This window comes from Burkholderia thailandensis E264, assembly GCF_000012365.1.
Lineage (GTDB): Bacteria > Pseudomonadota > Gammaproteobacteria > Burkholderiales > Burkholderiaceae > Burkholderia > Burkholderia thailandensis.
In genome coordinates this window covers 2620158-2643343 of sequence record NC_007650.1, presented here as the reverse complement: position 1 = coordinate 2643343, position 23186 = coordinate 2620158, and the positions used below count along the sequence as shown (strand labels likewise).

Annotated in this window: 21 protein-coding genes and 2 pseudogenes; 6 read left to right on the top strand and 17 right to left on the bottom strand. The window is 69.3% G+C overall.

Features of this window, described 5'->3' with window-relative positions; all coding sequences use genetic code 11:
- Nucleotides 1–40 precede the first annotated feature (40 nt).
- The gene (locus tag BTH_RS11005; RefSeq protein ID WP_009894130.1) at nucleotides 41–1156 is read left to right on the top strand and encodes an alkene reductase; all 1116 of its coding nucleotides are present in this window, start codon (nucleotides 41–43) and stop codon (nucleotides 1154–1156) included.
- Nucleotides 1157–1527: 371 nt separating this feature from the next.
- Nucleotides 1528–1722 (top strand): YqaE/Pmp3 family membrane protein, encoded by a 195-nt coding sequence (locus tag BTH_RS11000; RefSeq protein ID WP_004523495.1) that lies wholly within the window; start codon nucleotides 1528–1530, stop codon nucleotides 1720–1722.
- 217 nt (nucleotides 1723–1939) lie between these two features.
- Here the strand turns inward: BTH_RS11000 and BTH_RS30575 are convergent, their stop codons facing one another.
- The 3 genes from BTH_RS30575 to BTH_RS10990 are packed head-to-tail and all read right to left on the bottom strand — an operon-like array spanning nucleotide 1940 to nucleotide 4537.
- Nucleotides 1940–2110, bottom strand: coding sequence for a hypothetical protein (locus BTH_RS30575; RefSeq protein WP_011401528.1), 171 nt, complete (start codon nucleotides 2108–2110; stop codon nucleotides 1940–1942).
- Nucleotides 2082–3089, bottom strand: a complete 1008-nt coding sequence (gene cydB / locus BTH_RS10995; RefSeq protein ID WP_009894129.1) for a cytochrome d ubiquinol oxidase subunit II — start codon at nucleotides 3087–3089, stop codon at nucleotides 2082–2084. The genes BTH_RS30575 and cydB overlap by 29 nt, the downstream gene beginning before the upstream one ends.
- Nucleotides 3090–3124: 35 nt before the next feature.
- Nucleotides 3125–4537, bottom strand: a complete 1413-nt coding sequence (locus BTH_RS10990) for a cytochrome ubiquinol oxidase subunit I (protein ID WP_009894127.1) — start codon at nucleotides 4535–4537, stop codon at nucleotides 3125–3127.
- A gap of 603 nt (nucleotides 4538–5140) precedes the next feature.
- On the opposite strand from BTH_RS10990, the gene ltaE reads away from it, so the two are divergent.
- Nucleotides 5141–6154: a low-specificity L-threonine aldolase gene (gene ltaE / locus BTH_RS10985; RefSeq protein ID WP_009894126.1), complete on the top strand. Its 1014-nt coding sequence runs from the start codon at nucleotides 5141–5143 to the stop codon at nucleotides 6152–6154.
- Here the strand turns inward: ltaE and BTH_RS10980 are convergent.
- Nucleotides 6123–7094: an HTH-type transcriptional regulator ArgP gene (locus tag BTH_RS10980; RefSeq protein WP_009894125.1), complete on the bottom strand. Its 972-nt coding sequence runs from the start codon at nucleotides 7092–7094 to the stop codon at nucleotides 6123–6125. The two genes, ltaE and BTH_RS10980, sit on opposite strands and share 32 nt — an antisense overlap.
- A pseudogene (locus tag BTH_RS35885) lies at nucleotides 7084–7288 on the bottom strand (hypothetical protein); the annotation flags it as partial. The gene BTH_RS10980 and the pseudogene BTH_RS35885, both read right to left, overlap by 11 nt.
- Between BTH_RS35885 and BTH_RS10975 the strand changes: the two are divergent.
- Together BTH_RS10975 and BTH_RS10970 are read left to right on the top strand one after the other, a co-directional pair.
- Nucleotides 7277–9409, top strand: a complete 2133-nt coding sequence (locus BTH_RS10975; RefSeq protein ID WP_009894124.1) for a penicillin-binding protein 1A — start codon at nucleotides 7277–7279, stop codon at nucleotides 9407–9409. The pseudogene BTH_RS35885 and the gene BTH_RS10975 sit on opposite strands and share 12 nt — an antisense overlap.
- 12 nt (nucleotides 9410–9421) lie before the next feature.
- A complete protein-coding gene (locus tag BTH_RS10970; RefSeq protein ID WP_009894123.1) occupies nucleotides 9422–10030 on the top strand; it encodes a trimeric intracellular cation channel family protein in 609 nt (202 codons plus the stop codon).
- A gap of 25 nt (nucleotides 10031–10055) precedes the next feature.
- Here the strand turns inward: BTH_RS10970 and BTH_RS10965 are convergent, their stop codons facing one another.
- From BTH_RS10965 to BTH_RS10925, 11 genes and pseudogenes are all read right to left on the bottom strand, one after another.
- Entirely contained in the window at nucleotides 10056–10874 is an 819-nt protein-coding gene (locus BTH_RS10965) for a heme ABC transporter ATP-binding protein (RefSeq protein ID WP_009894122.1), read from the bottom strand.
- A gap of 160 nt (nucleotides 10875–11034) precedes the next feature.
- A complete protein-coding gene (locus BTH_RS10960; RefSeq protein ID WP_009894121.1) occupies nucleotides 11035–12156 on the bottom strand; it encodes a FecCD family ABC transporter permease in 1122 nt (373 codons plus the stop codon).
- Nucleotides 12153–12389, bottom strand: a complete 237-nt coding sequence (locus BTH_RS34425) for a hypothetical protein (protein ID WP_009894120.1) — start codon at nucleotides 12387–12389, stop codon at nucleotides 12153–12155. Before BTH_RS34425 ends, BTH_RS10960 begins: the two co-directional genes overlap by 4 nt.
- A complete protein-coding gene (locus BTH_RS10955) occupies nucleotides 12386–13312 on the bottom strand; it encodes a heme/hemin ABC transporter substrate-binding protein (RefSeq protein ID WP_009894119.1) in 927 nt (308 codons plus the stop codon). Before BTH_RS10955 ends, BTH_RS34425 begins: the two co-directional genes overlap by 4 nt.
- Nucleotides 13309–14460: a hemin-degrading factor gene (locus tag BTH_RS10950; protein ID WP_009894118.1), complete on the bottom strand. Its 1152-nt coding sequence runs from the start codon at nucleotides 14458–14460 to the stop codon at nucleotides 13309–13311. The genes BTH_RS10955 and BTH_RS10950 overlap by 4 nt, the downstream gene beginning before the upstream one ends.
- 56 nt (nucleotides 14461–14516) lie before the next feature.
- Nucleotides 14517–16802 (bottom strand): TonB-dependent hemoglobin/transferrin/lactoferrin family receptor, encoded by a 2286-nt coding sequence (locus tag BTH_RS10945; protein ID WP_025369985.1) that lies wholly within the window; start codon nucleotides 16800–16802, stop codon nucleotides 14517–14519.
- Nucleotides 16803–17309: 507 nt separating this feature from the next.
- The gene (locus BTH_RS10940) at nucleotides 17310–17537 is read right to left on the bottom strand and encodes a hypothetical protein (RefSeq protein ID WP_009894116.1); all 228 of its coding nucleotides are present in this window, start codon (nucleotides 17535–17537) and stop codon (nucleotides 17310–17312) included.
- A gap of 170 nt (nucleotides 17538–17707) precedes the next feature.
- Nucleotides 17708–18050, bottom strand: a pseudogene (locus tag BTH_RS30560) (LysR substrate-binding domain-containing protein); the annotation flags it as partial.
- Between the two features lies 1 nt (nucleotide 18051).
- Entirely contained in the window at nucleotides 18052–18435 is a 384-nt protein-coding gene (locus BTH_RS10935) for a DUF6232 family protein (RefSeq protein WP_009894115.1), read from the bottom strand.
- 436 nt (nucleotides 18436–18871) lie between these two features.
- Complete coding sequence (locus tag BTH_RS10930) at nucleotides 18872–19132, bottom strand: DUF2866 domain-containing protein (protein ID WP_009894113.1); 261 nt, start codon at nucleotides 19130–19132, stop codon at nucleotides 18872–18874.
- A 206-nt stretch (nucleotides 19133–19338) separates the two neighbouring features.
- The gene (locus BTH_RS10925; RefSeq protein ID WP_009894110.1) at nucleotides 19339–20487 is read right to left on the bottom strand and encodes a porin; all 1149 of its coding nucleotides are present in this window, start codon (nucleotides 20485–20487) and stop codon (nucleotides 19339–19341) included.
- A gap of 303 nt (nucleotides 20488–20790) precedes the next feature.
- On the opposite strand from BTH_RS10925, the gene BTH_RS10920 reads away from it, so the two are divergent.
- Nucleotides 20791–21600 (top strand): MetQ/NlpA family ABC transporter substrate-binding protein, encoded by an 810-nt coding sequence (locus BTH_RS10920; protein ID WP_009894109.1) that lies wholly within the window; start codon nucleotides 20791–20793, stop codon nucleotides 21598–21600.
- Between the two features lie 261 nt (nucleotides 21601–21861).
- Here the strand turns inward: BTH_RS10920 and BTH_RS10915 are convergent, their stop codons facing one another.
- Entirely contained in the window at nucleotides 21862–22977 is a 1116-nt protein-coding gene (locus BTH_RS10915) for a succinylglutamate desuccinylase/aspartoacylase family protein (protein ID WP_009894108.1), read from the bottom strand.
- Nucleotides 22978–23186 lie beyond the last annotated feature (209 nt).

Below are 23186 nucleotides of genomic sequence, written 5' to 3'. Positions count from 1 at the left end.
CGGCCCGCCGGCCGCGGCACCCACCGACAGGACATTCGCCATGACTCAGGACCCTCTGTTCGAACCGCTGCGGCTCGGCGTGCTGATGCTGCCGAACCGCATCGTGATGCCGCCGATGACGCGCTCGCGCGCGAGCCGGCCCGGCGACGAAGCCAACGACCTGATGGCCGCGTATTACGCGCAGCGCGCGAGCGCGGGCCTCATCGTCAGCGAAGGCACGTACATCGCGCCGCTCGGCAAGGGCTATGCGTGGACCCCCGGCATTCACACGCCCGCGCAGGTCGCCGGCTGGCGCAAGGTCACGCGCGCCGTGCACGCCGCCGGCGGGCGGATGTTCGCGCAGCTCTGGCACGTCGGCCGGCTGAGCCACGTGAGCCTGCTGGGCGGCCGGCAGCCGGTGTCGTCGTCGCCGATCCAGGCGAAGGGCGTGAACGTGTTCATCGCGGGCGACGACGGCAGCACGCCGGGCTTCGTGCAGGCGTCCGAGCCGCGCGCGCTCGGCGTCGACGAGATCCGCGAGATCGTCGGCCAGTATCGCGCCGCCGCGCGCCATGCGATCGACGCGGGCTTCGACGGCGTCGAGCTGCACGGCGCGAACGGCTACCTCGTGAACCAGTTCATCGATTCGCAGGCGAACACGCGCACCGACGAATACGGCGGCTCGCTCGGCAACCGGCTGCGCTTCCTGCGCGAAGTCGCGCAGGCGTTGATCGAAGGCGCGGGCGATGCGTCGCGGGTTGGCGTTCGCCTCGCGCCGCTGACGACGCTGAACGGCTGCGTCGACGACGATCCGCAAACGACGTACCTCGCGGCCGCGAAGCTGCTCGGCGAGCTCGGCGTCGGCTACCTGCACATCGCGGAAGCCGACTGGGACGATGCGCCGCTGATGCCGGTCGAGTTCAAGCGGAAGCTGCGCGAGGCGTTCCCGGGCGTGCTGATCTATGCGGGCAAGTACACGGCGCAACGCGCGCGCGAGGCGATCGCGGCCGGCTGGGCGGATCTGATCGCGTTCGGCCGCCCGTTCGTCGCGAACCCGGACTTGCCCGAACGCCTGCGCGCCGGCGCGCCGCTCGCGCCGCACGATCGCAGCACGCTGTTCGGCGGCGGCGCGCACGGCCTTACCGATTATCCGACCCTCGCGCAAGACGCGGCGTGAACGTTCACGGCGAGCGCGTGATGAAGACGACGCGCGCATCTTTATCGCATGTCGAATGATCGGCTTGCGGCTGCCCGGAACCGATGGCCGAAGCGCGCGCCTGCGGCGCTCGTGATCGGCGCGTTCGTGGCCGGCCGCGCACGCTCGTCCCCCACATCCTTGCGCCGGTCCGCATCGCGTTGCTTTAAGCCCCGTTTAATTCCCGATCTGCTATAACGATCGCGTGACGGCTCCGAGCGCCGGCCGGCCGCGAAAGCGACCGAAGGCCGGGCGCGCGGGCCGGCGGCGCAGGACTTGAATGTCGGCGCCGCACCGCCATCTACGCGCCGATCCATTTCAATCGTCGGCAATCCGACCAAGAGGAAAACACGATGCGTCTTCTGCTCGCCTTGCTGCTGCCCTGGCTGCAGTTCTTCACGATCGGCCGCCCGTTCGCGGGCATCATCTGCCTGATCCTCCAAATCACGCTGATCGGCTGGCTGCCTGCGGCGATCTGGTCCGTGTACGCGCTCAGCCAGTACAAGACCGACCGGAAGATCGAAGAGGCGCTCGGCCGGCGTTCCTGAGGGCGCGGCCAGCAGCCTGCGGCGGCGATTTCACTGCGACGTCACTTCGCGCCGGATGACTGCGAGACGGCTGCGCCTGCGGCATTCCGCGCCGCCGCGCCGCCAGTCGACGCACGGCGATCGGGCCGTACGTCAGGCGTCGCATCTTGGATGTCACATGTCGCCCGTCATCCGACGCCGCTTCGCGCGGCGGCGTCCCGCGTCTACCTCACCGCGACTACTTCACCGCGAACAGCGTCGCGTACATGAACAGCTTGAACGCGTAACCGAGCGTCACCGCGCCCGCGACGCCGCCCATCCACAGCAGTCCGAACCACATCCAGCCCGGCAGCCGCGCGCCGTGCGCGACGGCGCGCGGCTCAGTGGTGGTAGTAATGCTGGTCTTCATGACGCACCTTTCCACGGAATACCCAATAACCCATCGTCGTGTACGCGAGGATGATCGGAATGATGACGGCCGCGCCGATCAGCGTGAACGTCTGGCTCGAACGCGGCGCGGCGGCTTCCCACAGCGTCACGCTTTGCGGAATCGCATACGGCCACAGGCTCACGAGCAGCCCGACGTAGCCGAGGAACACGAGCGCGAGCGCGAGCGCGAACGGCGTCGTGTCGTGGCGCTCGCGCACCGCGCGGCGCATCAGCACCGCGCACGCGGCAACGAGGAACGGCACCGGCAGCAGCCGCCAGAACAGCCCCGACGCGAACCAGCGCTGCGCGATGTTCGTGTCCTGCAGCGGCGTCCACAGGCTCACCACCGCGATGAAGCCGAGCAGCACGATGGTGAGCGGCCACACGACGCGATGCAGTCGCCGTTGCAGATCGCCTTCCGTCTTCGCGACGAGCCAGCAGCAGCCGAGCAGCGCGTAAGTCGCGACGAGGCCGAGGCCGGTGAGCAGACTGAACGGCGTGAGCCAGCCGAACGCGTCGCCCGCGAAGCGGCCGCCGTCGACGGGGATGCCTTGCAGGAACGCGCCGAGCGCCACGCCCTGGAAGAACGTCGCGCCCGTCGATCCGCCGATGAACGCGAGATCCCACAGGTGCTTCGTGCGGCGCGCCTTCGCGCGGATCTCGAACGACACGCCACGGAAGATCAGGCACACGAGCATGAACACGAGCGGCAGATACAGCGCCGAGAGCACGGTCGAATAGACGATCGGGAACACCGCGAAGAGCCCCGCGCCGCCGAGCACGAGCCACGTCTCGTTGCCGTCCCACACGGGCGCGACGGTGTTCATCATCAGGTCCCGCTCGCGTTCGGCGGGAAAGAACGGAAACACGATGCCGATGCCCAGGTCGAAGCCGTCGAGCACGACGTACATGAACAGGCCGAGTGCGATGATCGCGGCCCAGATTACGGTGACATCCATTTGCTAACCTCGCTTGGCTTGGTGGCGCGCCGGCTTCACGCGGCGTCGATCAACTGGTTCGCGGCCGACAGCGGGCGGCGGGCGGTGCGATCGGGCCGTGCGTCGTGCGCGTCGTCGTGCGTGTCGCCCGGTAGCGCGGGGCCCTTTCTCATCAGCTTCAGCATGTAATAGACGCCCGTGCCGAACACGAGGAAGTAGACGACCACGAACGTCATCAGCGATACGCTCACCTGCTGCGTCGACAGCGGCGACACGGCGTGCGACGTGCGCATCACGCCGTAGACGACCCACGGCTGGCGGCCCACCTCGGTCGTCACCCAGCCTGCGAGCAGCGAGATGAAGCCGGTCGGGCCCATCGCGAGCGCGAACTTGTGGAACCACTTCGCTTCATAGAGGCGCCCGCGCCGGCGCAGCAGCCACGCGAGCGCGGCGAGGCCGATCATCGCGAAGCCGAGGCCGACCATGATCCGGAAGCTCCAGAACACGACGGTCGAATTCGGACGGTCTTCCGGCGGGAACGACTTCAGGCCGCGAATTTCGCCGTCCCAGCTGTGCGTGAGGATCAGGCTGCCGAGATGCGGAATCGACACCGCGTAGTGCGTGGTCTCCGCCTTCATGTCGGGGATGCCGAACAGGTTCAGCGCGGTGCCGCCTTGCTCGGTTTCCCACAAGCCCTCGATCGCCGCGAGCTTCGCGGGCTGGTGGCGCAGCGTGTTGATGCCGTGCTGGTCGCCGATCACCGCCTGCAGCGGCGCGAGCACGAGCAGCAGCCACAGCGACATCGAGAACATCTTCTTCACGGCCTTGTCGCGGCGGCCTTTCAGCAGGTGCCACGCGGCCGTCGCGGCCACCACGAGCGCGGCGACGACGAACGCGGCGATCGCCATGTGCGCGAGCCGATACGGGAACGAAGGGTTGAAGATGATCGCGAACCAGTCGGTCGGCACGACCTGGCCGTCGACGATCTCGAAGCCCTGCGGCGTCTGCATCCAGCTGTTCGACGCGAGAATCCAGAATGTCGAGATCAGCGTGCCGATCGCGACCATCAACGTCGCGCCGAAGTGCGCGCGCGGGCTCACGCGGTTCCAGCCGAACAGCATGATGCCGAGGAAGCCCGCTTCGAGGAAGAACGCGGTCATCACCTCGTACATCAGCAGCGGGCCGGTGACGGAGCCGGCGAAGCTCGAGAAGCCAGACCAGTTCGTGCCGAACTGATACGCCATCACGACGCCGGACACGACGCCCATGCCGAACGCGACCGCGAAGATCTTCGACCAGAACAGGCAAAGGTTCTTGTAGTACGCCTTGCCGGTCTTGAGCCATCGGTATTCGAGCACGGCGATGAAGCTTGCGAGCCCGATGCTCAGCGCGGGGAAGACGATGTGGAAGGAGACTGTGAATGCGAACTGCACGCGGGCCAGATCGAGGGCCGAAAAAGCGGTTTCCATGCGAGTAGACCGAAGCTGACGACACCCGCCGGCGGGGCTGCCGGCGGCCCCTGTGCCGCGCGTGCAAGGCCGCGGCCCTAGAGTCGGAACGGAGTATCGCGCTCGGTGTTGCGGTGCGAAATGCGCCAACTCGTCGCAGATGTCCAGCGTCTGCAAGCGGTTTGTCGACTTAAATCGTTGATTGGTATCAAATTTGAAGCACTTTTGTGTGATAACGGCGGGCGCGGCGGGGTGACGCGCCTGCGGCAATTCACCGCGCTGCGGCAACGCGGGCGCGGGCGCGATGCGGCGCGCGCGGCGCCGGCCGGACGAGCGCCGGGTGCGACGCGGGCGACGAATCGAGCGCCGGATCGATGGCGAATCCACAGCCGGATCGCGGCGGATTCGTCGCCGGATCGCCGGCAAGTTGCCGCCGATGCGCTCGCGAGCCGCTCACCGTATCGGCACGCGCGCGCCGCATCGCACCTGCGCCCGCGCCGCGTCGGCCGCGCCAAGCGGCGCGACGCCGAATTGCGTACACTCGAAGCCTCCGCTTCGCCGCGCGAGCGCGCGCTCGCGCACGGTGGAATCCTCCTCTTCGACGAGACTCCGACGAGAACCCAGATGATCGATTTACGCAGCGATACCGTGACGCGCCCGAGCGCGCCGATGCTGGCCGCGATGACGGCCGCGGAAGTGGGCGACGACGTATGGGGCGACGATCCCACCGTCGCGCGCCTGCAGGCCGTGGTCGCCGAGCGCGCGGGCAAGGAGGCGGCGCTGTTCTTTCCGAGCGGCACGCAGAGCAACCTCGCGGCGCTGATGTCGCATTGCGAGCGCGGCGACGAATACATCGTCGGCCAGGCCGCGCACACGTACAAGTACGAGGGCGGCGGCGCGGCGGTGCTCGGCAGCATCCAGCCGCAACCGATCGAGAACGCCGCCGACGGCACGCTGCCGCTCGAGAAGATCGCGGCCGCGATCAAGCCGATCGACGATCACTTCGCCCGCTCGCGCCTGTTCGCGCTCGAGAACACGATCGGCGGCAAGGTGCTGCCGGCGGATTACGTCGACGAGGCGGTCGCGCTCGCGCGCAGCCGCGGGCTCGCGACGCATCTCGACGGCGCGCGCGTGTGTAACGCGGCCGTCGCATCGGGCCGCACGCTCGCGCAGATGTGCGCGCCGTTCGATTCGATCTCGATCTGCTTTTCGAAGGGGCTCGGCGCGCCGGTCGGCTCGGTGCTCGTCGGCAGCCGCGCGCTCATCGACCGCGCGCATCGCTGGCGCAAGGTGCTGGGCGGCGGCATGCGCCAGGCGGGGGTGCTCGCGGCCGCGTGCCTGTATGCGCTCGAGCACAACGTCGAGCGCCTCGCCGACGATCACGCGAACGCCGAGCGCCTTGCGCAAGGGCTCGCGCGAATCGAGCCGGTGAAAGTGTTGTCGCAGGCGACGAACATGGTGTTCGCGCAGATTCCCGAAGCCGATTGCGCGCCGCTCGAAGCGTGGCTCGAGGAGCGCGGCATTCTCACGCAGATGCTGTATGCGTCGCGCTTCGTCACGCACTGCGACGTGTCGCGCGACGACATCGACACGGCCGTCGCCGCGATCAGCGCGTATTTCGCGCGTTCGCGCGCTTGACGCGAGCGGGCGCGGCATGCGCGGCCGCCGTCGCGGCGCCGCGCGGCAACGGCGCGAGCAATTGCCGCGCGGCCTCGACGACCCGCGACGACAGCGATTCCATCTTCGGCGACTGCACGGTCCACGCGTGCCAGTACAGCGACACGTCGGTCGAATGCGCGGGCGCGAGATCGACGAGCCGCTGCTCGGCGAGCGGCACCGCGCCGAGCAGCAGCTCGGGCACCATTGCATAGCCCAGCCCGTGGCGCACGGCCGCGAAGTGCGCGTGCGTGCCCGGCACGTAATGGCACGGAAACGCGCCGTCCGGCAGGCCGAGCTTGTCGCGCAAGAACGACGATTGCAGCGTGTCGCGCCGGCCGTGCGCGACGACGGGCGCCTCGCGCGCGCTCTCGCGCGTCAAGCCCTGCGGGAACCAGCGCGCGGCGAATTCCTCCGCGGCGATCAGCCGGTAGCGCATCGTGCCGAGCGGCGTCGAGAAGCAGCCGCGCATCGGCTTGCTCTGCGTCGTCACGCAGCCGATCGCCATTCCGCTTTCGAGCAGCGCGAACGTGTGATCCTGATCCTCGACGATCAGCTCGAACAGCATCCTTTCGCCCGCGAGCACCGACGTCAGCGCCGGCAGGAACCACGAGCCGAGGCTGTCCGAGTTGAGCGCGATCGCGACCGCGATCGTCGAGCCGCGCTCGGCCTCGAGCTCGGCCTGCAGATCCGCCTGCAACAGCGCCATCCGGCGCAGATGCTGCAGCACGCGCTGGCCGGCGGCCGTCGGACGGCACGGCCGCGTGCGCAGCAAGAGCGGCGTGCCGAGGCCCATCTCCAGCGCGCGCACGCGCTGCGTGACGGCCGATGCGGTCACGTGCAGCCGCGCGGCCGCCTGCTCGAAGCTGCCGGTATCGGCGACGGCGACGAGCGCCGCCGCCTGTTTCGGATCGATCGTCATCTGTCGCTCGCGGGTGCCGGCTGAACCAGCATCCTAAATAAAATTTAGCGTAATCAACTTGAGCTAAATATTGTACCGATATCGGAATCCTCCCCGGACAATGCGCGCGTGCGCATCGTGCACTGCAGCATCCGCGCGACGCCGCACGCCACACGCTGCATCTGCCAAGGAAGGATTTCGACATGACCGATCACACGCCGCCCTCTTCGCCGGAGACTACGCCGTCGCCCCAAGGGTCCGCGCCGAAGCGCCGCCGCCGCTATCTCCGCACGCTCGCGGGCGTCGCGCTCGGCGCGGCGATCGCGGTCGGCGCGGTCGGCACGTGGACGCTGCACCGCATCTGGGTTGAGCTGCCTTCCGTTGAGTCGCTCGCCGTCTACCGGCCGGCGCTGCCGCTGCGGATCTTCTCGCGCGACGGCGAACTGCTTGCCGAATACGGCGTCGAGCGCCGCGAGTTCGTGCCGCTCGAACGCATCCCGCCGCTCGTGCGGCACGCGCTGCTCGCGGCCGAGGACGCGCAGTTCTACGCGCACGGCGCGGTCGACATCGGCGGCCTCGCGCGCGCGACGGTCGCGAACGTCGTCACCGGCCAGCCGGGGCAGGGGGGCAGCACGATCACGATGCAGGTCGCGCGCAATTTCTTCCTGACGCGCGACAAGGTGCTGAGCCGCAAGCTCGCCGAGATCCTGATGTCGTACAAGCTCGAACGCGCGTACAGCAAGGACAAGCTGCTCGAGCTGTACATGAACGAGATCTATCTCGGCGAGCGCGCATACGGGTTCGCGGCCGCCGCGTCGGTCTACTTCGGCAAGCCGCTCGATGCGCTCACGCCCAGCGAGGCGGCCGTGCTCGCCGGCCTGCCGAAGGCGCCGTCCGCGTTCAATCCGGTCGTCAATCCGGCGCGCGCGACGACGCGCCGCAATTACGTGCTCGGCCGCATGCGCGCGCTCGGGTATCTCGACGAAGCCGCGTACCGGCAGGCCGCCGCTGCGCCGGTTGCGCTCGCGACCACGCCGCCGCCCGGCATCCTGGCCGCGCCGTACGTTGCCGAGCGCGCGCGCCGGATGATGGTCGAGCGCTTTCACGACGATGCGTACACGCTCGGTCTCGACGTGACGACGACGATCACGATGCGCGACCAGCGCGCGGCCGACGCGGCGCTCGCGCGCGGGCTCAGGCTCGGCGGCCGGCGCGACGCGAAGGATGCGCTCGAGGGCGCGCTCGTTTCGGTCGACGCGGCGACGGGCGACATCCTCGCGCTCACGGGCGGCGCGAATTTCTCGCGCAACGTGTTCGATCACGCGTTGCAGGCGTATCGGCAGCCGGGCTCGAGCTTCAAGCCGTTCGTCTATTCGGCCGCGCTGGAGAAAGGGATGTTTCCCGGCGTGCTGATCGACGACACGCAGCGCACGCTGTCGCGCGACGAAACGGGCGCGAACCCGTGGCGGCCGCGCAATTTCGGCAACAACTACGAAGGCTTCATTGCGGTGCGGCGCGGGCTGATGCGCTCGAAGAATCTCGTCGCGGTGAGCCTGATGCAGGTCGCGCAGCCGGATTTCGTCCAGCAGCACGCGGCGCGCTTCGGTTTCGAGGCGCTGCGCAATCCCGCGTCGCTGCCGCTCGCGCTCGGCGCGGGCGCGGCGACGCCGCTGCAGGTCGCGACCGCATATGGCGTGTTCGCGAACGGCGGCGTGCGGATGGAGCCGCGCCTCATCGAATCGGTGCGGCAGCGGCACGGCGGCGTGCTGTTCGACGCGCGGCCGACGGCCGGCATACGCGTCATTTCGGAGCGCAACGCGTTCGTGATGGACAGCATGCTGCGCGACGTCGTCGCTCACGGCACCGCGCGCCGCGCGCTCGCGCTCAAGCGCGCGGACGCGGCCGGCAAGACCGGCACGTCGAACGGCTCGAAGGACGTGTGGTTCGCCGGCTATTCGTCGGGCGTCGTGTCGGTTGTCTGGATGGGTTACGACGCGCCGCGCAGCCTCGGCCGCGCAACGGGCTCGTCGGCCGCGCTGCCCGTGTGGGTCGACTACATGAAGACGGCGATCGACGGCCGCAGCGCGATCGCGCGCACGCCGCCCGCGGACGTCGCGCTCGTCGACGGCGATTTCGTTTACGCCGAATACGCGAACGGCGGCAAGTGCACGCCGTCGCTGCCGCCGTTCGTGCGCAGCCCGTTCGTGTGCGGCGCGGCGACGCGGGGAGCGGCGCACGGCGACGCGCAGGCGAGCGAGGCGGGCGCGCCGGCGCTGCCCGCCGTCGACGCGGCCGAGCGCGCGCGCGTGCTCGAACTGTTCCGCACCGAAGACTGAGGGCGGGCGCACATGCATACGCTCTATTTGATCGCGATCGTCGCGGAAGCCATGTCGGGCGCGCTGATGGGCATGCAGCGCGGGATGGACCGCTTCGGCCTCGCGCTCGTCGGCGCGGTGACGGCGCTGGGCGGCGGCACCGTGCGCGACGTGCTGCTCGGCCGCTATCCGCTGACCTGGGTCGCGCATCCCGAATACTTGCTGCTGACGCTCGCGGCGGCGACGTTCGCATCGATGACGGCGACGCACGTCGCGCGGCTGAAGTCGCTGTTCACGACCGTCGACGCGCTTGGGCTCGCGGCGTTCTCGATCATCGGCTGCGACGTCGCCGCGACCGTGAACGGCAGCCCGGTCGTGATCGTGTTGGCCGGCGCGATCACCGGCGTCTGCGGCGGGATGCTGCGCGATGTGCTCTGCAACGAAATGCCGCTCGTGCTGCGCAAGGAGCTGTACGCGAGCATCGCGCTGCTGACGGGCGGGCTGTATGTCGGCATGAAGGCGCTCGGCGTCGCGGAAGGTCTCGCGACCGTCGTCGCGCTGATCGCGGGATTCGCGCTGCGGATGCTCGCGGTGCGGCGCGGCTGGCGGCTGAAGGCGTTTCACGCGGCCGAAGCGGGTTGACGTCGCGGCGGCGCGTGCGCCCCGTTCATGCGGGCACGATGACGGGCGCGACGTCGTCGCCCGCATCGACCAGCCGCACGCGAAAGCCGTAGCAACGCTCGATCAGGTCGGGGCGCAACACGTCGGCGGGCGCGCCGTCGGCGAGGATCTCGCCGTCCGCGAGCATCGCGATGCGATCCGCATGGCGCGCAGCGAGATTCGGATCGTGAACGATCGTCAGTACGCCGATGTTCCAGTCGCGCGACAGGCGTCGAACCGTGTCGAGCAATTGATGCTGATGCGCGAGGTCGAGCGCGGCGGTCGGCTCGTCGAGCAGCAGGTAGCGCGGCGCGCGCGCCGCGTCTTCCGACGGCCAGAGCTGCGCGAGCACGCGCGCGAATTGCACGCGGGCGAGTTCGCCGCCCGACAGCGTCGTCACGTCGCGCGCGTCGAGCGTCGACGCGCCGGCGAGCGCGAGCGCCCGCGACGCGATCTCGCCGTCCTCGCGCGCAAGCGCGCCCGCGCGGCGCGCATGCGGGTAGCGGCCGAGCAGCACGATGTCGCGCGCGCTGAACGCGAACGCGGGGCGCGACGCCTGCGGCAGCACCGCGCGCAGCCGTGCGAGGCGCGTCGCATCGATCGCGCGAAGCGGCTCGCCGTTCAGCGCGACGTCGCCGCGCACCGTCGCGCCGCGCGTGCGGCCGCCGGCCGGCAGGTCGCCCGCGAGCGCGCCGAGCAGCGTGCTCTTGCCCGCGCCGTTGCGGCCGAGCAGTGCGGTGACGCAGCCGGGGGCGATCCGGATCGACAGGTCGCGAAGGATGACGCCGCTGTCGCGTGCGACGTGAAGGTGTTCGGCATTCAGCATGGCGTTCGATCGAATGTCGGTTCGCGCGGCGGCGCGGCCGCTCGAGAAAGCCCGCGCGCGTTCGCGTTCGGAATCGCCGCGGCGAACGCCTCGCCGCGGCGGGACGCTCGACGCGCGCGGGCGCTTGCTGCGCGCCGACGAGCGGATGGCGTGCGCAACGTCATGCTCCCAGCGCGCCGCGCCGCTTCCACAGCAGCGCGAGAAAAAACGGCGCGCCGATCAGCGCGGTGAGGATGCCGAGCGGAATCTCGGCCGGCGCGGCGAGCGTGCGCGCGGCGAGATCGGCGGCCACCGCGAGCAGCGCGCCGAAAAGCGCCGCGCCCGGCATCGCGATCCGCTGATCGGGGCCGGCCGCGAGCCGCACGCAATGCGGCGCGACGAGCCCGATGAAACCGATCGCGCCGGTGCACGACACGAGCGCGCCGACGCACATCGCGGCTCCGACGAGCACGCGCCGCTTCACGCGCGGCACCGGCACGCCGAGATGCATCGCTTCGGCTTCGCCGAGCTGCAGCGCGTTCAGCGCGTGCCGCTCGCGCGCGAGCAGCGCGCAGCCGGCGAGGGCGAGCGGCGCGACGGCCGCGATCGTGCGCCATTGCGCGCCGCCGACGCTGCCGAGGCTCCAGAACGTCAGCGAGCGCAGTTGCGCATCGTCGGCGACGTATGTGAGGAGCCCGATCGCCGCGCCGGCGAGCGCATTGATCGCGATGCCGGCGAGCAGCAGCAGCGGCAGCGCGAGCCGGCCGTGCGCGATCGCGAGCCGGTAGACGATCGCCGCGACGGCGAGCGCGCCGGCGAACGCGGCGACGGGCAGCAAGCCGATCGCCACCGGCGCGGCGAAGAGCGGACCGAGCACGATCAGCGCCGCCGCGCCGAGCGCCGCGCCGCTCGATACGCCGATCAGGCCGGGATCGGCGAGCGGGTTGCGAAAAAGCCCCTGCATCGCGGCGCCGGCCGCGCCGAGGCCGGCGCCGACGAGGAGCGCGAGCGCGACGCGCGGCGCGCGGATGTCGACGAGCACCGCGCGCGCCTGGCGCAGCGCGGCGTCGCTCGCGAGCTGCGTGTTGGTCGCGGCGAGCGCGCCGAGCAACTGCGCGGGCGAGAGCCGGAACGCGCCGATGCAGAGCGCGGCGATCGACACGGCGGCGAGTGTGGCGAGCAGCGCGGCGAGCGTCCATTGCGCGCGTCGCCGGCGCGGCGCGGCGATGGACGACGAGGCGCGCGTCGGCCGTCGCTCGGCGGGCGTCGAGTCGGCCGACGGGGAGCGGGCGGTGAGGCTCATCGTGAGGAATCCAACGGGACGGCCGGCGTGCGCGCGCGGCGGCCGCCGATAAGCGGCGCGATTCGAGCGGCGAACGCCGCTTCGCGGCGCGCGGTGCAATGCGCGTCGATCGCGGCCGAACGGGCGAATGCAGCCGGCATGACTTCAGGAACCCGAACGATTGCGAATGCGCGATGCGCGGCGCGGCTCGCCGCGACACGATGGGTGAAACGCAGTCGAAGCCGCACGTTCATGCGAGCACGCTGTTCAAGCGCCGCTGCAACGCGGCGACCGCTTGCGGCAGGCGCGGCCCGAAGCCGAGCAGAAACAGCGCGTCGAGCGAGACGATGCGCCGCGCGCGGGCGGCCGGCGTCGCGCCGAACCCGGCCGTGGCGAGCAGCGCATCGCGCCCGCCGACCGCGCGCAGCCCTTCGTCCGTGATCAGCACGACATCGGGCGCCGCCGCGACGAGTGCCTCCGGGGTCAGCGGCTTGTAGCGATCGAACCCCTGCATCGCGTTGTGCGCGCCCGTATAGCGGATCATCGCGTCGGCGGCCGTCTGCTGGCCGGCGACGAGCGCCTGGTTGCCGGTGTGGTTCAGCACGAACAGCACGCGCGCGGGCGTGCGCTCGCGCGTGCGCGGCGGCGCGGCGTCCACCGCCGCGCGCGTCGCGAGCCAGTCGCGATCGAAGCGCGCGAGCAGCATGTCGCCCGTGGCCCGCAGCGACAGCGCATCGGCGATGCCGCGAATCTTGCGGCGTACCGATTCGACGTCGTGCGCCTCGTCGAACGTCGTGACGGCGACGCCCGCGCGTGCGAGCTGCGACAGCGCGGCCACCGGGCCGGCTTCCGCCGACGCGAGCACGAGATCGGGGCGAAGCGACAGCAACCCCTCCGCCGACAGCGCGCGTTGATAGCCGATCTTCGGCAGCCGCCGCGCGGCTTCCGGGTATGTGCACGTGGTGTCGGTGCCGACGAGCTCGTAGCGCGCGGTTCGTGCGCCGCCGAGCGCGTAGATCGTCTCGGCAAGCGCGCCGCCGATCGCGACGACGCGCTTCGGCGGCGCGCTTGCCGGCGCGCGCGCGAACGCGCCCGCGTGCGCGGCCGCGAACACGAGCGCGCCCGTGCCGGCGAGCCACGCGCGCCTGCGTGCATCGATGCGCGGCGGCTTGCTCATCGCGCGGCCTCGGCGTCGGTCGAGCCGTGCACGTCGATCGAATCCGCGGCGTTCGCCGAGCTCGCCGCATCCGCCGCATCGATTTTCGGCAGCGCGCCGACCAGCTCGCGCCAGCCCGCGAGCTCCGGCTGCCCGGGCTTGCGCGCGCCGAACAGCATCGCGATGTTGTCGCCCGCCGCATCGAACAGCTCCACCGACGTGACGACGCCGTCGCTCGTCGGTTTCTTCACGGCCCACGCGGACGCAACGAGATCCTCGCGCAGATGCAGGTTGAAATCCTCGTCGAGCACGTTGATCCACGAGCCCATGCGGCGGATGTTCGTCACGGTGCCGGTATGGATCTGGATCATGCCGCGATTGCCGACGAACACCATGATCGGCAGCCGCGTTTGCGCGGCGCGCTCGAGCACGCGCCGCGTCGCGTCGGGTGTCACGCGATGCGCGCGCGGCGCGCCGGCGAGCCGCAGCGCTTGCGTGCGCGTCACGCCGAAGCGGCGCACGACGCCGTGGAACTGGTGTGTATCGGTCATCGCATCCCATGCGGCGCGCAGGCCCGCGGCGTCGACGTCTGCGTCGGGCCGCTCGACGGTCGCGCGCGGCGCGGGCTCGGCCGCGAACGTCGGAGATTGCACGGGCATCCGCCAGCGCGACGCGAACGCGTCGAATGCATCGTGATCGCTGTGCTTGCGCAGGTAGACCTTGTGCACCGCGTCGCCTTGCGCATCGAAGAACTGCAGGCTCTTCATCACGCCGTGCGCGGTCGGCTCGTAGACGGCGAAGCCCGCCGCCCAGTTGCGGTAGAAGATCCGCAGGTCGATCGCGCCGAGCGCGAGGCCGACCGGGCCGTCGTGGCTCATCTGATCGAACGCGCCGTCCTTCTCGTGCACGGCGGCCGCGTTGCGCGTGAGCGCCATCACGCTGCCGAGCCGCGGCATCTCCTCGAACAGCTCGACGAAGCTCGGCTCGAGCCGCACGACGCGTTCGCCCGCGAACGCGGCGAGCGCCTCGCCTTCGCTCACGCCGAGCAGTTGCGCGACGTCGCGGTTGCGCAGCTTGCGGGTTTCTTTCAGATGCAGGAACGCGTCGCGCAGTTCGCCGGGTGCGAGCGCGCGGGCGGACGAAGAGGCGGGAGCGGCGGTGTTCATCATGTCGGAGATCCTCGATTGCCGGACAAGCCGGCTGGATAAAAAGCGTGCGGGCCGCATCAGAAATCCACCTTCATGCTGACCGCGACGCTGCGGCCCGGAGCGGTGTATGCGTCGAGCACGTTCGAATCGGCGGCGATGCCGCGCACGTCCGACCAGTTCCAGTATTTGCGGTCGAACAGGTTGTGAATGCCGAGGTAGGCGCTCACGTGCTTGTTGAAGTGATAGCCGCCGCGCAGATCGACGACGAACGACGACGGCGGCGTGAAGCACGTCTTCTCCCGGCACGCGGCCGACGACACGTCGCGGCCGCGCTTGCCCGCCTGCAACAGCAGGTCGGCCTGCGCGAACCAGCGCTCGCTCGGCTCGTAGCGCACGCCGAACACGGCGGAGAACGGGTTGACCGTGTCGAGCGGCTCGCTTGCCGCGCCGTTGTCCCGCGTCGTGCCCTTCGTGAACGCCATCGCGGTCTTCAGCGTGAAGCCGTTGGGCATCACCCACTCGGCGCGCCCTTCGAAGCCGTGGATGCGCGCGTTCGTGAAGTTCACGTACTGGAACACGAGCGGATCGTTCGGCCGGCCGCTGCCGCCGATCATGCGCTGCGCGATGAAGTTCCGATAGCGGCCGGCGAACGCGGCGACGCCGTAGCGCAGCGGCCCGTACCCCGTGCCGAGCGTGCCGCGCAGGCCCGCTTCGAGCGTGTCGCTCGTCTCGGGCTTCAGGTTCGGATTGCCGATCGATGTATAGCCATAGATCGGATTCGAGAAGCTGTTGTTGACCTGGTCGGGCGTTGGCGTGCGAAAGCCGTGCGCGTACTGCGCATACGGGATCAGCGCGGGCGTCACCTCGTACAGCACCGCGAGGCGCGGCGACAGCTCGTGATCGCTCGAGCTGACCGTCTTGCCGGTGAAGAGCGGATCGCCCGCGCTCGGGCTCAGCCGATATGCGTCGAAGCGTAGGCCCGGCGTGACGAGCAGCTTGCCGAAGCCGATCTGGTCCTGCACGAACGCGCCGAACAGCGTGTAGTCGGTGTCCGGAAACGCCTTGTTCGGGAACGACTCGCCGGGGCTCGCGACGGCGCCGTCACGCAGGCTCTTGATGCGGTCGATGCTGCCGTCGACGCCGTACAGCAGCTTGTGCGCGAGCGGCCCGGTCGCGAAGCCGCTCTCGGCGAACGCGGAGCCGCCGAACGCGCGCTCGCTGTAATGGTTCGAGCGAGAGCGCGATTGCAGGCGGCCGCCGCGCGTCTCGAACGCGTCCTGATCCTGTTTCGATTCCTGGTAGTAGAGCTGCACGTGCGCGGTCTGGAACCAGCGTGACGCGTCGTCGCGGAAATCGTAGTCGATGCTCAGGCGGTTGCGCTCGAGCTTGTCGTTCGCGGTGAGGCCGAGCGTCGTCGGCGGATTGATCGCCGACAGTACGTTCGTGTCGATCCGGCGCCGCACCGTCTCGGCGGTGAGCTTGAACGTGTCGCGTGGCGTCGGCGTGATCGTCAGCTTGCCGAGCAGCGATTCCGTGTAGACATCCTGGGGATTCGCGGTCGTGCGCTTCGTGCTCGCGGAATTGTCGCCGCCGCGCGTGTCGACCTCGTGGCCTCGGCGGCCGGATGCGATCAGCATCCCCTGCACGCGGTCGTTGCCGCCCGCCGCCGCCACGGCCGCGCCGACGCTGCGGTCGACCGAGTCGTAGCTCGGCCGCAACGAGAAATAGGTCTTCTTCCCGTGGATCGACAGCAGATCGGACGGATCTTTCGTGATGAAGTTGACGGCGCCCGTCAGGCCGTCGCTGCCGTACAGCGACGAGGCCGGGCCGCGCAGGATCTCGATGCGCTTGAGCGTGTCGAGATCGGCGTAATCGCCGCGGCCGGCTTCGAGCGGACCGAACGAGAACGCGCTCGGCAGCCGGATGCCGTCTTCCATCAGCAGCACGCGGTTGCCTTCGAGGCCGCGGATGTTGATGCTCGAATCGCCGTCGCGGCCGCCGCCGAGCGCGGCGTTCGCCGGCCGGTACGCGGTGCGCCGCACGGTGACGCCCGGCTCGTAGCGCAGCGCGTCCTTGATGTTGTCGGCCTGCTGTTCTTCGAGGTCCGAATCGGTGATTACCGATACGCTCGCCGCGGTGCGGCTCGCGGCCGACGCGGTGCGCGTCGCGGTGACGGTGATCGGGTCGAGGGCGCGCGCGTTGCCGCGTGTGGCCGCGCTCGCCGCGTGTCGCACTTGCGGTGCGGACGCGGCGGACGGCGGCGCGGCGGCCGCGGGTTCGGAGGCGGCGCCCGCGGCGCGCGCGGCCGCCGCGTAGAGGCCGAAGGCCCCGAACAGCGCGGCGCGAAGCGGCCGCCGCGCCAGCAGAGGTTGATGCACGGTTTGGTCTCCCAGTGACGTTTGAGCCCGAGGGCTGGCTGGGTGACGCGTGCACCTGGCTGGCGCCCGCGCGCCTTTACGGCGCGGGCGGGTTGAAAGGAAAAGGTCGTGAAAACGAACGGAGAGTGTAATTGAGAATCATTCGCAATTCAATCGAAGAAAACGTCCGCGCTCCCCGTGCGGAAAACTGGCGGATGAGGTGGATAGCGTCGTGCGGCGCGCGATTGCATGCAATCGCTCTTTGCAACTAACGGCCTATCCCGGCCGGCACCTTCGCGGCTGCGCGCACGCGAGGCGGCATCCGGCGCGAGCCCGAACCGCGCCCGCCTGCGGCGGGCGAATGCGAATCTCGGCGCTGCGCGCCGGCGGCCGGTAGGCAATTCGGATGGGGCGTTCGGCGGCCGGCCCAGGGCGGTTTTCCGCATCGGCCGTCGCGGCGGCTCGCGGCGATTGGCCTGCGGCGAGGCCAGCGCGCGCCCGCGCCGCTCGCGATCAAGCCATCGACTCGAGCCGGATCAGCAGCTTGCGCACATGCGCGAGAAAAGCCTCGTGCGCGTCCCGATCGCGCGGCGAATCGAGGTGCGACGTTTCAGCGAGCTGGATCTGCCGGTCGAACTCGTCGGCGAGCGTCCGGCGCGTGTCGACCGGTAGCGCGCGGATCAGCGAGACGAGCAGCAATTCCTGAGCGTGAAGCATGCCGGACAGCGCCTGGACGTTCATGCCGACCTCCGTCGAAGAAGGCGAGGCGGCGTCACGGGATCGCGGGCCGCTCGTCTTTTCATACTAGGCACGCCGCGCGCAAAAGCCGAGCGGCGCGCGCATTCGCCGGATTCCGGCGCACGCGGCGTCCGCGGCGCGCGCGCACGCACGAAACAAGGCGCAGCGTGCCACACCCGCCCGCACTCGCCGAGCATCCATTCGCGCAGCAGCCGCAGCGACGCGCTCGTTTCCAGCCGCTTCGGCGCGCAGTACGGGTAATGGCCCTGCTCGTCGGCATCGACGGGCGCGTCGAGCGGTTGTGCGAGCGTGCCGGCCAGCGAGCTGGGCGCGAATCAGGAACGCCGGGGCGAGCGCGATCCCGAGCCCCGCGTGCGCCGCCTGAATCGGCACTCAGTACGGCTCGAAGCGCGGACCGGCGAGCGCGTTCATCCGCGTGACGCGATGCAGATCTCGCGCAGCGGCCCGGCGTCGCGCGCCTGCGCGGCGCGAATCGTGAAAGAGGAGGCGGGGTGCGTCAAGTTGACGCGCTCGCCGCGCGGGCGGCGTTCACCGCGTGCGCGACGCGTTCGACGAATTCGCGGTCGACGCTCATGATCGCCTCGCGCTTGCCGTCCGGCGTGTCGACGATCAGCCGGTGCGTGACGTCCTGCGTCGTCCACGCGAGATAGCCGACGACGACGAGCATCACGCCCGCGACGAGCAGCGCGCTCGAGCCGAACGAGCCGCCCGCGATCGCGGCGGCGGCGCCCGTCAGCGAGATCGCGCACGGCACGATCTTGTTCTTCCTGACGGTGAGAACCTCGACGCCCCGAATCTCGCGCAGCGCGAAAATTTGCCCGGCGGCGGACAGGCCGTTGCGCGTGACCATGACGCCGCGTTCGTTGAAGGCGTTTTCCATCAAAAGGGTGTGAATCGAAAACGCGCAGCGTAGCAGATTTGACCGATGCATGAACGGGACCCGGCGACGCATCGATCGAGACCGAAAGACGAACGGCGCGGAAGGCGGCCGGGAAAATCGGTCAGGACTCCCGGCTATGGCGACGGATGCTCGGCGACGATTCGCGATGGAATCGAACGGGTTCGCGCGCGCGAGGACAGAGCGCGACAGGCGGGTGTGGCGTGTCGTTGGCCGAGCGGCGCGATCGGCGAACGCGGGAAATAAACGGTAATAAAGCGAAAAAAAGCGGCGGCCATGATCGCCGGCCGCCTTTGCGCGCGATCGGAGTGGGCCGATTCACACCTTGCCGCCTCGTGCGGCGCGGTGCGCCGTCGGGCCGTTTGCGCGGCGTGGGCCGCCCGCCGCGATCGCGGCGAACGAGGGTGACTGCGCGCGGTCAATACAGCGCGGTGCCGCCTTCGTACAGGCGTCCGGGCACGTGCGACGCGACCGCCTCGGCGATTTCCGCCTCGGTGCTCTCGGCCGGCACGATGCGGCGGCGCGCGGGCGCATCGAGGTGCATCGTCCATTCGACGAGCCGGTACGGGCGCCCCCACGGGCGCTGCATCGCGATCGACACGCGGCAGCTTTGCACCGGGAACGCGTGTTCGTGCGTGAGTAACGTGCGCAGGCCGCTGAAAACGGTATCTTCGACCATCGTTTCCTCCGATCCTGTCTTGCGTTGGACGGTCTTCGCCGCCGCAATCCGGATAAAAAAAAGCCGCCGATGCTCAGGCGGCCAACAGGGGGGGTGTGAGCATCCTCTCAACCCAGAATTAAACGAAACTTAAAAGCAGCAAAAAAACGCCCCGCACGAGGCGGGGCGTTCTTGCCGTAGTGTGCCGCGAGTTGTCGAGCGAATGCTCAGAACTTGTGGCGGATACCGACGCGCGCGGCGAACTGGTTCTTCGAACCCGTGCCCGACGTGTTGAAGTAGCTCGTGCTCGAGCCGATCTGCGCCTGCAGGTTGTTGCCCGACGCTTCCTGGTAGATCGCGAGCAGGTACACGTCGGTGCGCTTGCTGAGCGCGTAGTCGAGCGCGCCGTTGACCTGGTTCCAGTGGCCCGAGTTCGCACCCGACACGCGCGAGTACGTGTAGCCGACGCCTGCCGACAACGCCGGCGTGAACGCGTACTTGCCGCCCGCTTCGTACGCGTTGTACGTCGTGCTGCCGCCCGTGATCGGCTCGAGGCGCGTGTTCGTCCACAGCGCCCAGAGGGTTGCCGGGCCCCAGATGTAGCGGCCGCCGACGCCGAAGCTGCGCAGGTCGCGCACGTTGCTGATCGTCAGGTTCGCGATGTTGGTCGTGAACGCCGGCGCTGCCTGGCCCGGATAGCGGATGTCGGTGTACGCGGCGCCGAGGCCGATCGGGCCGTTCGCGTAGTTCAGGCCGAAGCTGTACGCGCGCGACGAACCGGGCGTCGTCGTCGTGCCGTTCGTCGTCGCCGGTGCGCCCGCGAACGACGTCGAGTTCGAGAAGCCGTACAACGCGCCGAACGTGAAGCCCGCGTAGTTCGCGCTCTGGAACTTCACGGCGTTGTTGATGCGGCTCGACGTCAATTGGTCGATGTCGTTCACGTGGTACGCGTAGTTGCCCGCGACCGTGTTGCCGCCCGTCGAGTAGTTCGAGCCGAGGATGTCGGTCGAGAACGAGTACTGGCGGCCGAACGTCAGCGTGCCGGCGTCCTTGTGCGACAGGCCGACATAGGCCTGGCGGCCGAAGATCGCGCCGCCCTGGCCGATCGTGCCGTTGCCGCTGTTGAAGCCGTTTTCGAGCACGAAGATCGCCTTCAGGCCGCCGCCGAGGTCTTCGGCGCCGCGCAGGCCCCAACGGCTGCCCTGGGCGATGCCGTCGTCGTATTTGAAGAGCTTGTCGCTGCCGCTCGCGCTCTTGCTGTGGTTCACGTAGCTGACGCCGGCGTCGATGAGGCCGTACAGCGTCACGCTGCTTTGTGCGTGGGCCGCGCTTGCGGTTGCGGCGAGGATAGCGGTGGTCAACAGTTTCTTGTTCAAGACAAATCTCCGAGCAGTAAGAATGTTTGCGGTTCCGCGGCGCTCTTTAAGGCGTTTGGAAGGGGAACGGAAGCGCACTGTATCGACGGGGCGCTTAATGAATATGACAATTGCTGTCATGTTCACGATGTGTCGCGCCCACGCCACACGTGATGATGGCGACTTGTGCCGGTCGCGTTATATCGATCTGGTCGGTTGATTGACCGGGCGCAGGAATATATGTATGAAAATTGCTTGGTTTGTCCGTTCGGCGCCACATGCGACGATGCGCGTTTTCCACATGACGGGATGCGAGGACACACGATGCAACGATTTGCTTCGATCATCCGCCGGGCGGCCGGCGGCGCCGTGCTTGCGATCGCCGCGACGCTCGCGCATGCGGACGGCCCGGCGCTGCGGATCGGCACGATGAGCGGGCCCGACGCGCAGATCTGGGCGGAAGTGACGAAGGTCGCGGCGCGCGACGGGCTCGCGATCAAGGTGATCGAATTCAACGATTACGTGCAGCCGAACGCCGCGCTAGACGCGGGCGACCTCGACGCGAACGGCTTTCAGCACCAGCCGTTCCTCGACAGCCAGATCAGGCAGCGCGGCTACAAGATCGTGAACGTCGGGCTCACGTACACGTCGCCGATGGGCTTCTATTCGAACAGGCTCAAGTCGCTGAAGGATCTGCCGGCCGGCGCGAAAGTCGGGATTCAGAACGATCCGTCGAACGGCAACCGCGCGCTGTTGCTGCTGCAGAAGTACGGCATCGTCAAGCTCAAGCCGGGCGTCGGCGCGAACGGCGTGAACGCGACGCCGCTCGACGTCGTCGAGAATCCGAGGAAGATCAAGCTCGTCGAGCTCGATGCCGCGCAATTGCCGCGCGCGCTGCCGGATCTCGACGCGGCGTCGATCAATACCGACTACGCGGTGAAGGCGGGGCTGTCGCCGGTGAGGGACGCGATCGCGACCGAGGAACCGAAGGGACCGTATGCGAACCTGATCGCGGTGCGCGCGCAGGACAAGGACAAGCCGTGGGTGAGGAAGCTCGTCGCCGCGTACGAATCGGACGACGTGCGCAAGTTCATCGAAACGAAATTCAACGGCGCGATCGTTCCGGCATTCTGACGAAAAGGCCGACAGGGGTGGGCGGCGCGCTGCGTGCGCCCGAGGCAGCGCGTCGCGCGGGGCTTGGCCCGGCGCGGCGCGCACGCTCATATCGACACATTCGAATGGCGATTCGCCCGCTTCGCGCGGGCGTTTTTTTTGAGTGCGTGTTTTGAGTGCGTGCGGTGTCGCGCGCGCTTCGGTTGGCGAGAGACGGTAAGAGCGGGTAAGAGCGGGCGAGAGCGGCTGGGCGCGGCCCGCTCGATGCGGGCCGCCGGCCGCTCAGGCCGACAGCAGCGACCCGGCGCGGATCGGCGTCGCGCCGGCGATCCGCGCGACTTCCATCCCGGCCGTCGCGAAACGCGCGATCTGCCGCGCGTACAGCACGCCGGACACGCTGCTCTTGAGCGTGACGACGCGATCGGTCAGCGGATCGACGATGTCGGCCACGTCCTGGCCCGCGTCGATCCACACGCCGACCGGCGTGCGGAACACGATCACCCCCGACACCGGCGCGACGAGCGGATCGGTGCCCGCGAGCGGCGTCGCCGCGAATTCGAGCGGCGGCTGCGGCGCGGGCGTGCCGTCGATCGCGCCGCGCAGCGTCAGATATTCGATGAGCGCCTGCGCGTCGTGCTCGGCGAGCTCGTACGACACGTCGCGCTCGCTGCGCAGCTCGACCGTCACCGAGATCGTGCCGTTCGGAATCGGATGGCGCTCGCCGAAGCGCTGGCGCAGCTCGGACCAGCAGAAGCTGTGGATCTCGTCGAACGGATTGCCGACCGAATTCAGCGCGAGCAGCGACGCCTTCGCGCCCAGATAGCGCGACAGCGGCTCGACGTCTTCCCACAGGTCCGGATTCGTGTAGATGTGCATCACCGCGTCGCAGTCGCAGTGCAGATCGAGCACGATGTCGGCGTCGTACGACAGCCGCTGCAGCGCGAGCCGCTGCGATTCGAGCTCGGTGCGCGGCTTCTGCTCGTCGAGCGCCTCGCCCATCGCGCGTCGCACGGCGGCGAGGTTCGCGTTCGCGTCGTGCGTGAGATGCCCTTCGATGCGCGGGATCACGAGCGCGGCGAGATCGTGGAAATTGCGGTTGAAGTTCTGCATCGAGCCGAGCTCGAAGCGGCCGAGATGATCGCCGAATACGTGCTGCGCGAGGCCGATCGGATTCGCGACCGGCACGACGACGATCTCGTCGCGCAGCTTGCCCGCCGCCTCGAGCGCCGCGAGCTTGCGGCGCAGCAGCGTCGCGACGAGCATGCCGGGCAGTTCGTCCGCGTGCAGCGACGCCTGGATGTACACCTTCTTCCCGCCGCGCGGGCCGTAATGAAAACTCGTGATGTGGCGCGCCGTGCCGACGGCCGGCGAGATCAGCGGATGGGTGTGCGTTTGCATGATGGGAGACAGCGGCGCAGCCGCCGCGCGTCGTTCGATGTCGGTGAATGAACGATTGTACGTGGATCGTCGCGGCCGCACCAAACCTGTGCCGGCCGATTGCGGTTTTCCCGCTCGATCAATGACTTGCGTCGAAGCTGGGCATGCGCCGGAACAAAATCATCACGATTTTTTTATCGATACACTGTTTGCCGCGGCACGTGTGGGGA

Bases quoted from the DNA above. Each gene is read 5' to 3' on its own strand.
- BTH_RS11005 (WP_009894130.1), top strand. From the start codon at position 41: ATGACTCAGGACCCTCTGTTCGAACCGCTGCGGCTCGGCGTGCTGATG.
- BTH_RS10920 (WP_009894109.1), top strand. From the start codon at position 20,791: ATGCAACGATTTGCTTCGATCATCCGCCGGGCGGCCGGCGGCGCCGTG.
- BTH_RS10975 (WP_009894124.1), top strand. From the start codon at position 7,277: ATGACCGATCACACGCCGCCCTCTTCGCCGGAGACTACGCCGTCGCCC.
- BTH_RS10950 (WP_009894118.1), bottom strand. From the start codon at position 14,460: ATGATGAACACCGCCGCTCCCGCCTCTTCGTCCGCCCGCGCGCTCGCA.
- BTH_RS10980 (WP_009894125.1), bottom strand. From the start codon at position 7,094: ATGACGATCGATCCGAAACAGGCGGCGGCGCTCGTCGCCGTCGCCGAT.
- BTH_RS11000 (WP_004523495.1), top strand. From the start codon at position 1,528: ATGCGTCTTCTGCTCGCCTTGCTGCTGCCCTGGCTGCAGTTCTTCACG.
- BTH_RS34425 (WP_009894120.1), bottom strand. From the start codon at position 12,389: ATGAACGTGCGGCTTCGACTGCGTTTCACCCATCGTGTCGCGGCGAGC.
- BTH_RS30575 (WP_011401528.1), bottom strand. From the start codon at position 2,110: ATGAAGACCAGCATTACTACCACCACTGAGCCGCGCGCCGTCGCGCAC.
- BTH_RS10990 (WP_009894127.1), bottom strand. From the start codon at position 4,537: ATGGAAACCGCTTTTTCGGCCCTCGATCTGGCCCGCGTGCAGTTCGCA.
- BTH_RS10915 (WP_009894108.1), bottom strand. From the start codon at position 22,977: ATGCAAACGCACACCCATCCGCTGATCTCGCCGGCCGTCGGCACGGCG.
- BTH_RS10970 (WP_009894123.1), top strand. From the start codon at position 9,422: ATGCATACGCTCTATTTGATCGCGATCGTCGCGGAAGCCATGTCGGGC.
- BTH_RS10960 (WP_009894121.1), bottom strand. From the start codon at position 12,156: ATGAGCCTCACCGCCCGCTCCCCGTCGGCCGACTCGACGCCCGCCGAG.
- ltaE (WP_009894126.1), top strand. From the start codon at position 5,141: ATGATCGATTTACGCAGCGATACCGTGACGCGCCCGAGCGCGCCGATG.
- BTH_RS10955 (WP_009894119.1), bottom strand. From the start codon at position 13,312: ATGAGCAAGCCGCCGCGCATCGATGCACGCAGGCGCGCGTGGCTCGCC.
- BTH_RS10935 (WP_009894115.1), bottom strand. From the start codon at position 18,435: ATGGAAAACGCCTTCAACGAACGCGGCGTCATGGTCACGCGCAACGGC.
- BTH_RS10965 (WP_009894122.1), bottom strand. From the start codon at position 10,874: ATGCTGAATGCCGAACACCTTCACGTCGCACGCGACAGCGGCGTCATC.
- cydB (WP_009894129.1), bottom strand. From the start codon at position 3,089: ATGGATGTCACCGTAATCTGGGCCGCGATCATCGCACTCGGCCTGTTC.
- BTH_RS10940 (WP_009894116.1), bottom strand. From the start codon at position 17,537: ATGAACGTCCAGGCGCTGTCCGGCATGCTTCACGCTCAGGAATTGCTG.
- BTH_RS10930 (WP_009894113.1), bottom strand. From the start codon at position 19,132: ATGGTCGAAGATACCGTTTTCAGCGGCCTGCGCACGTTACTCACGCAC.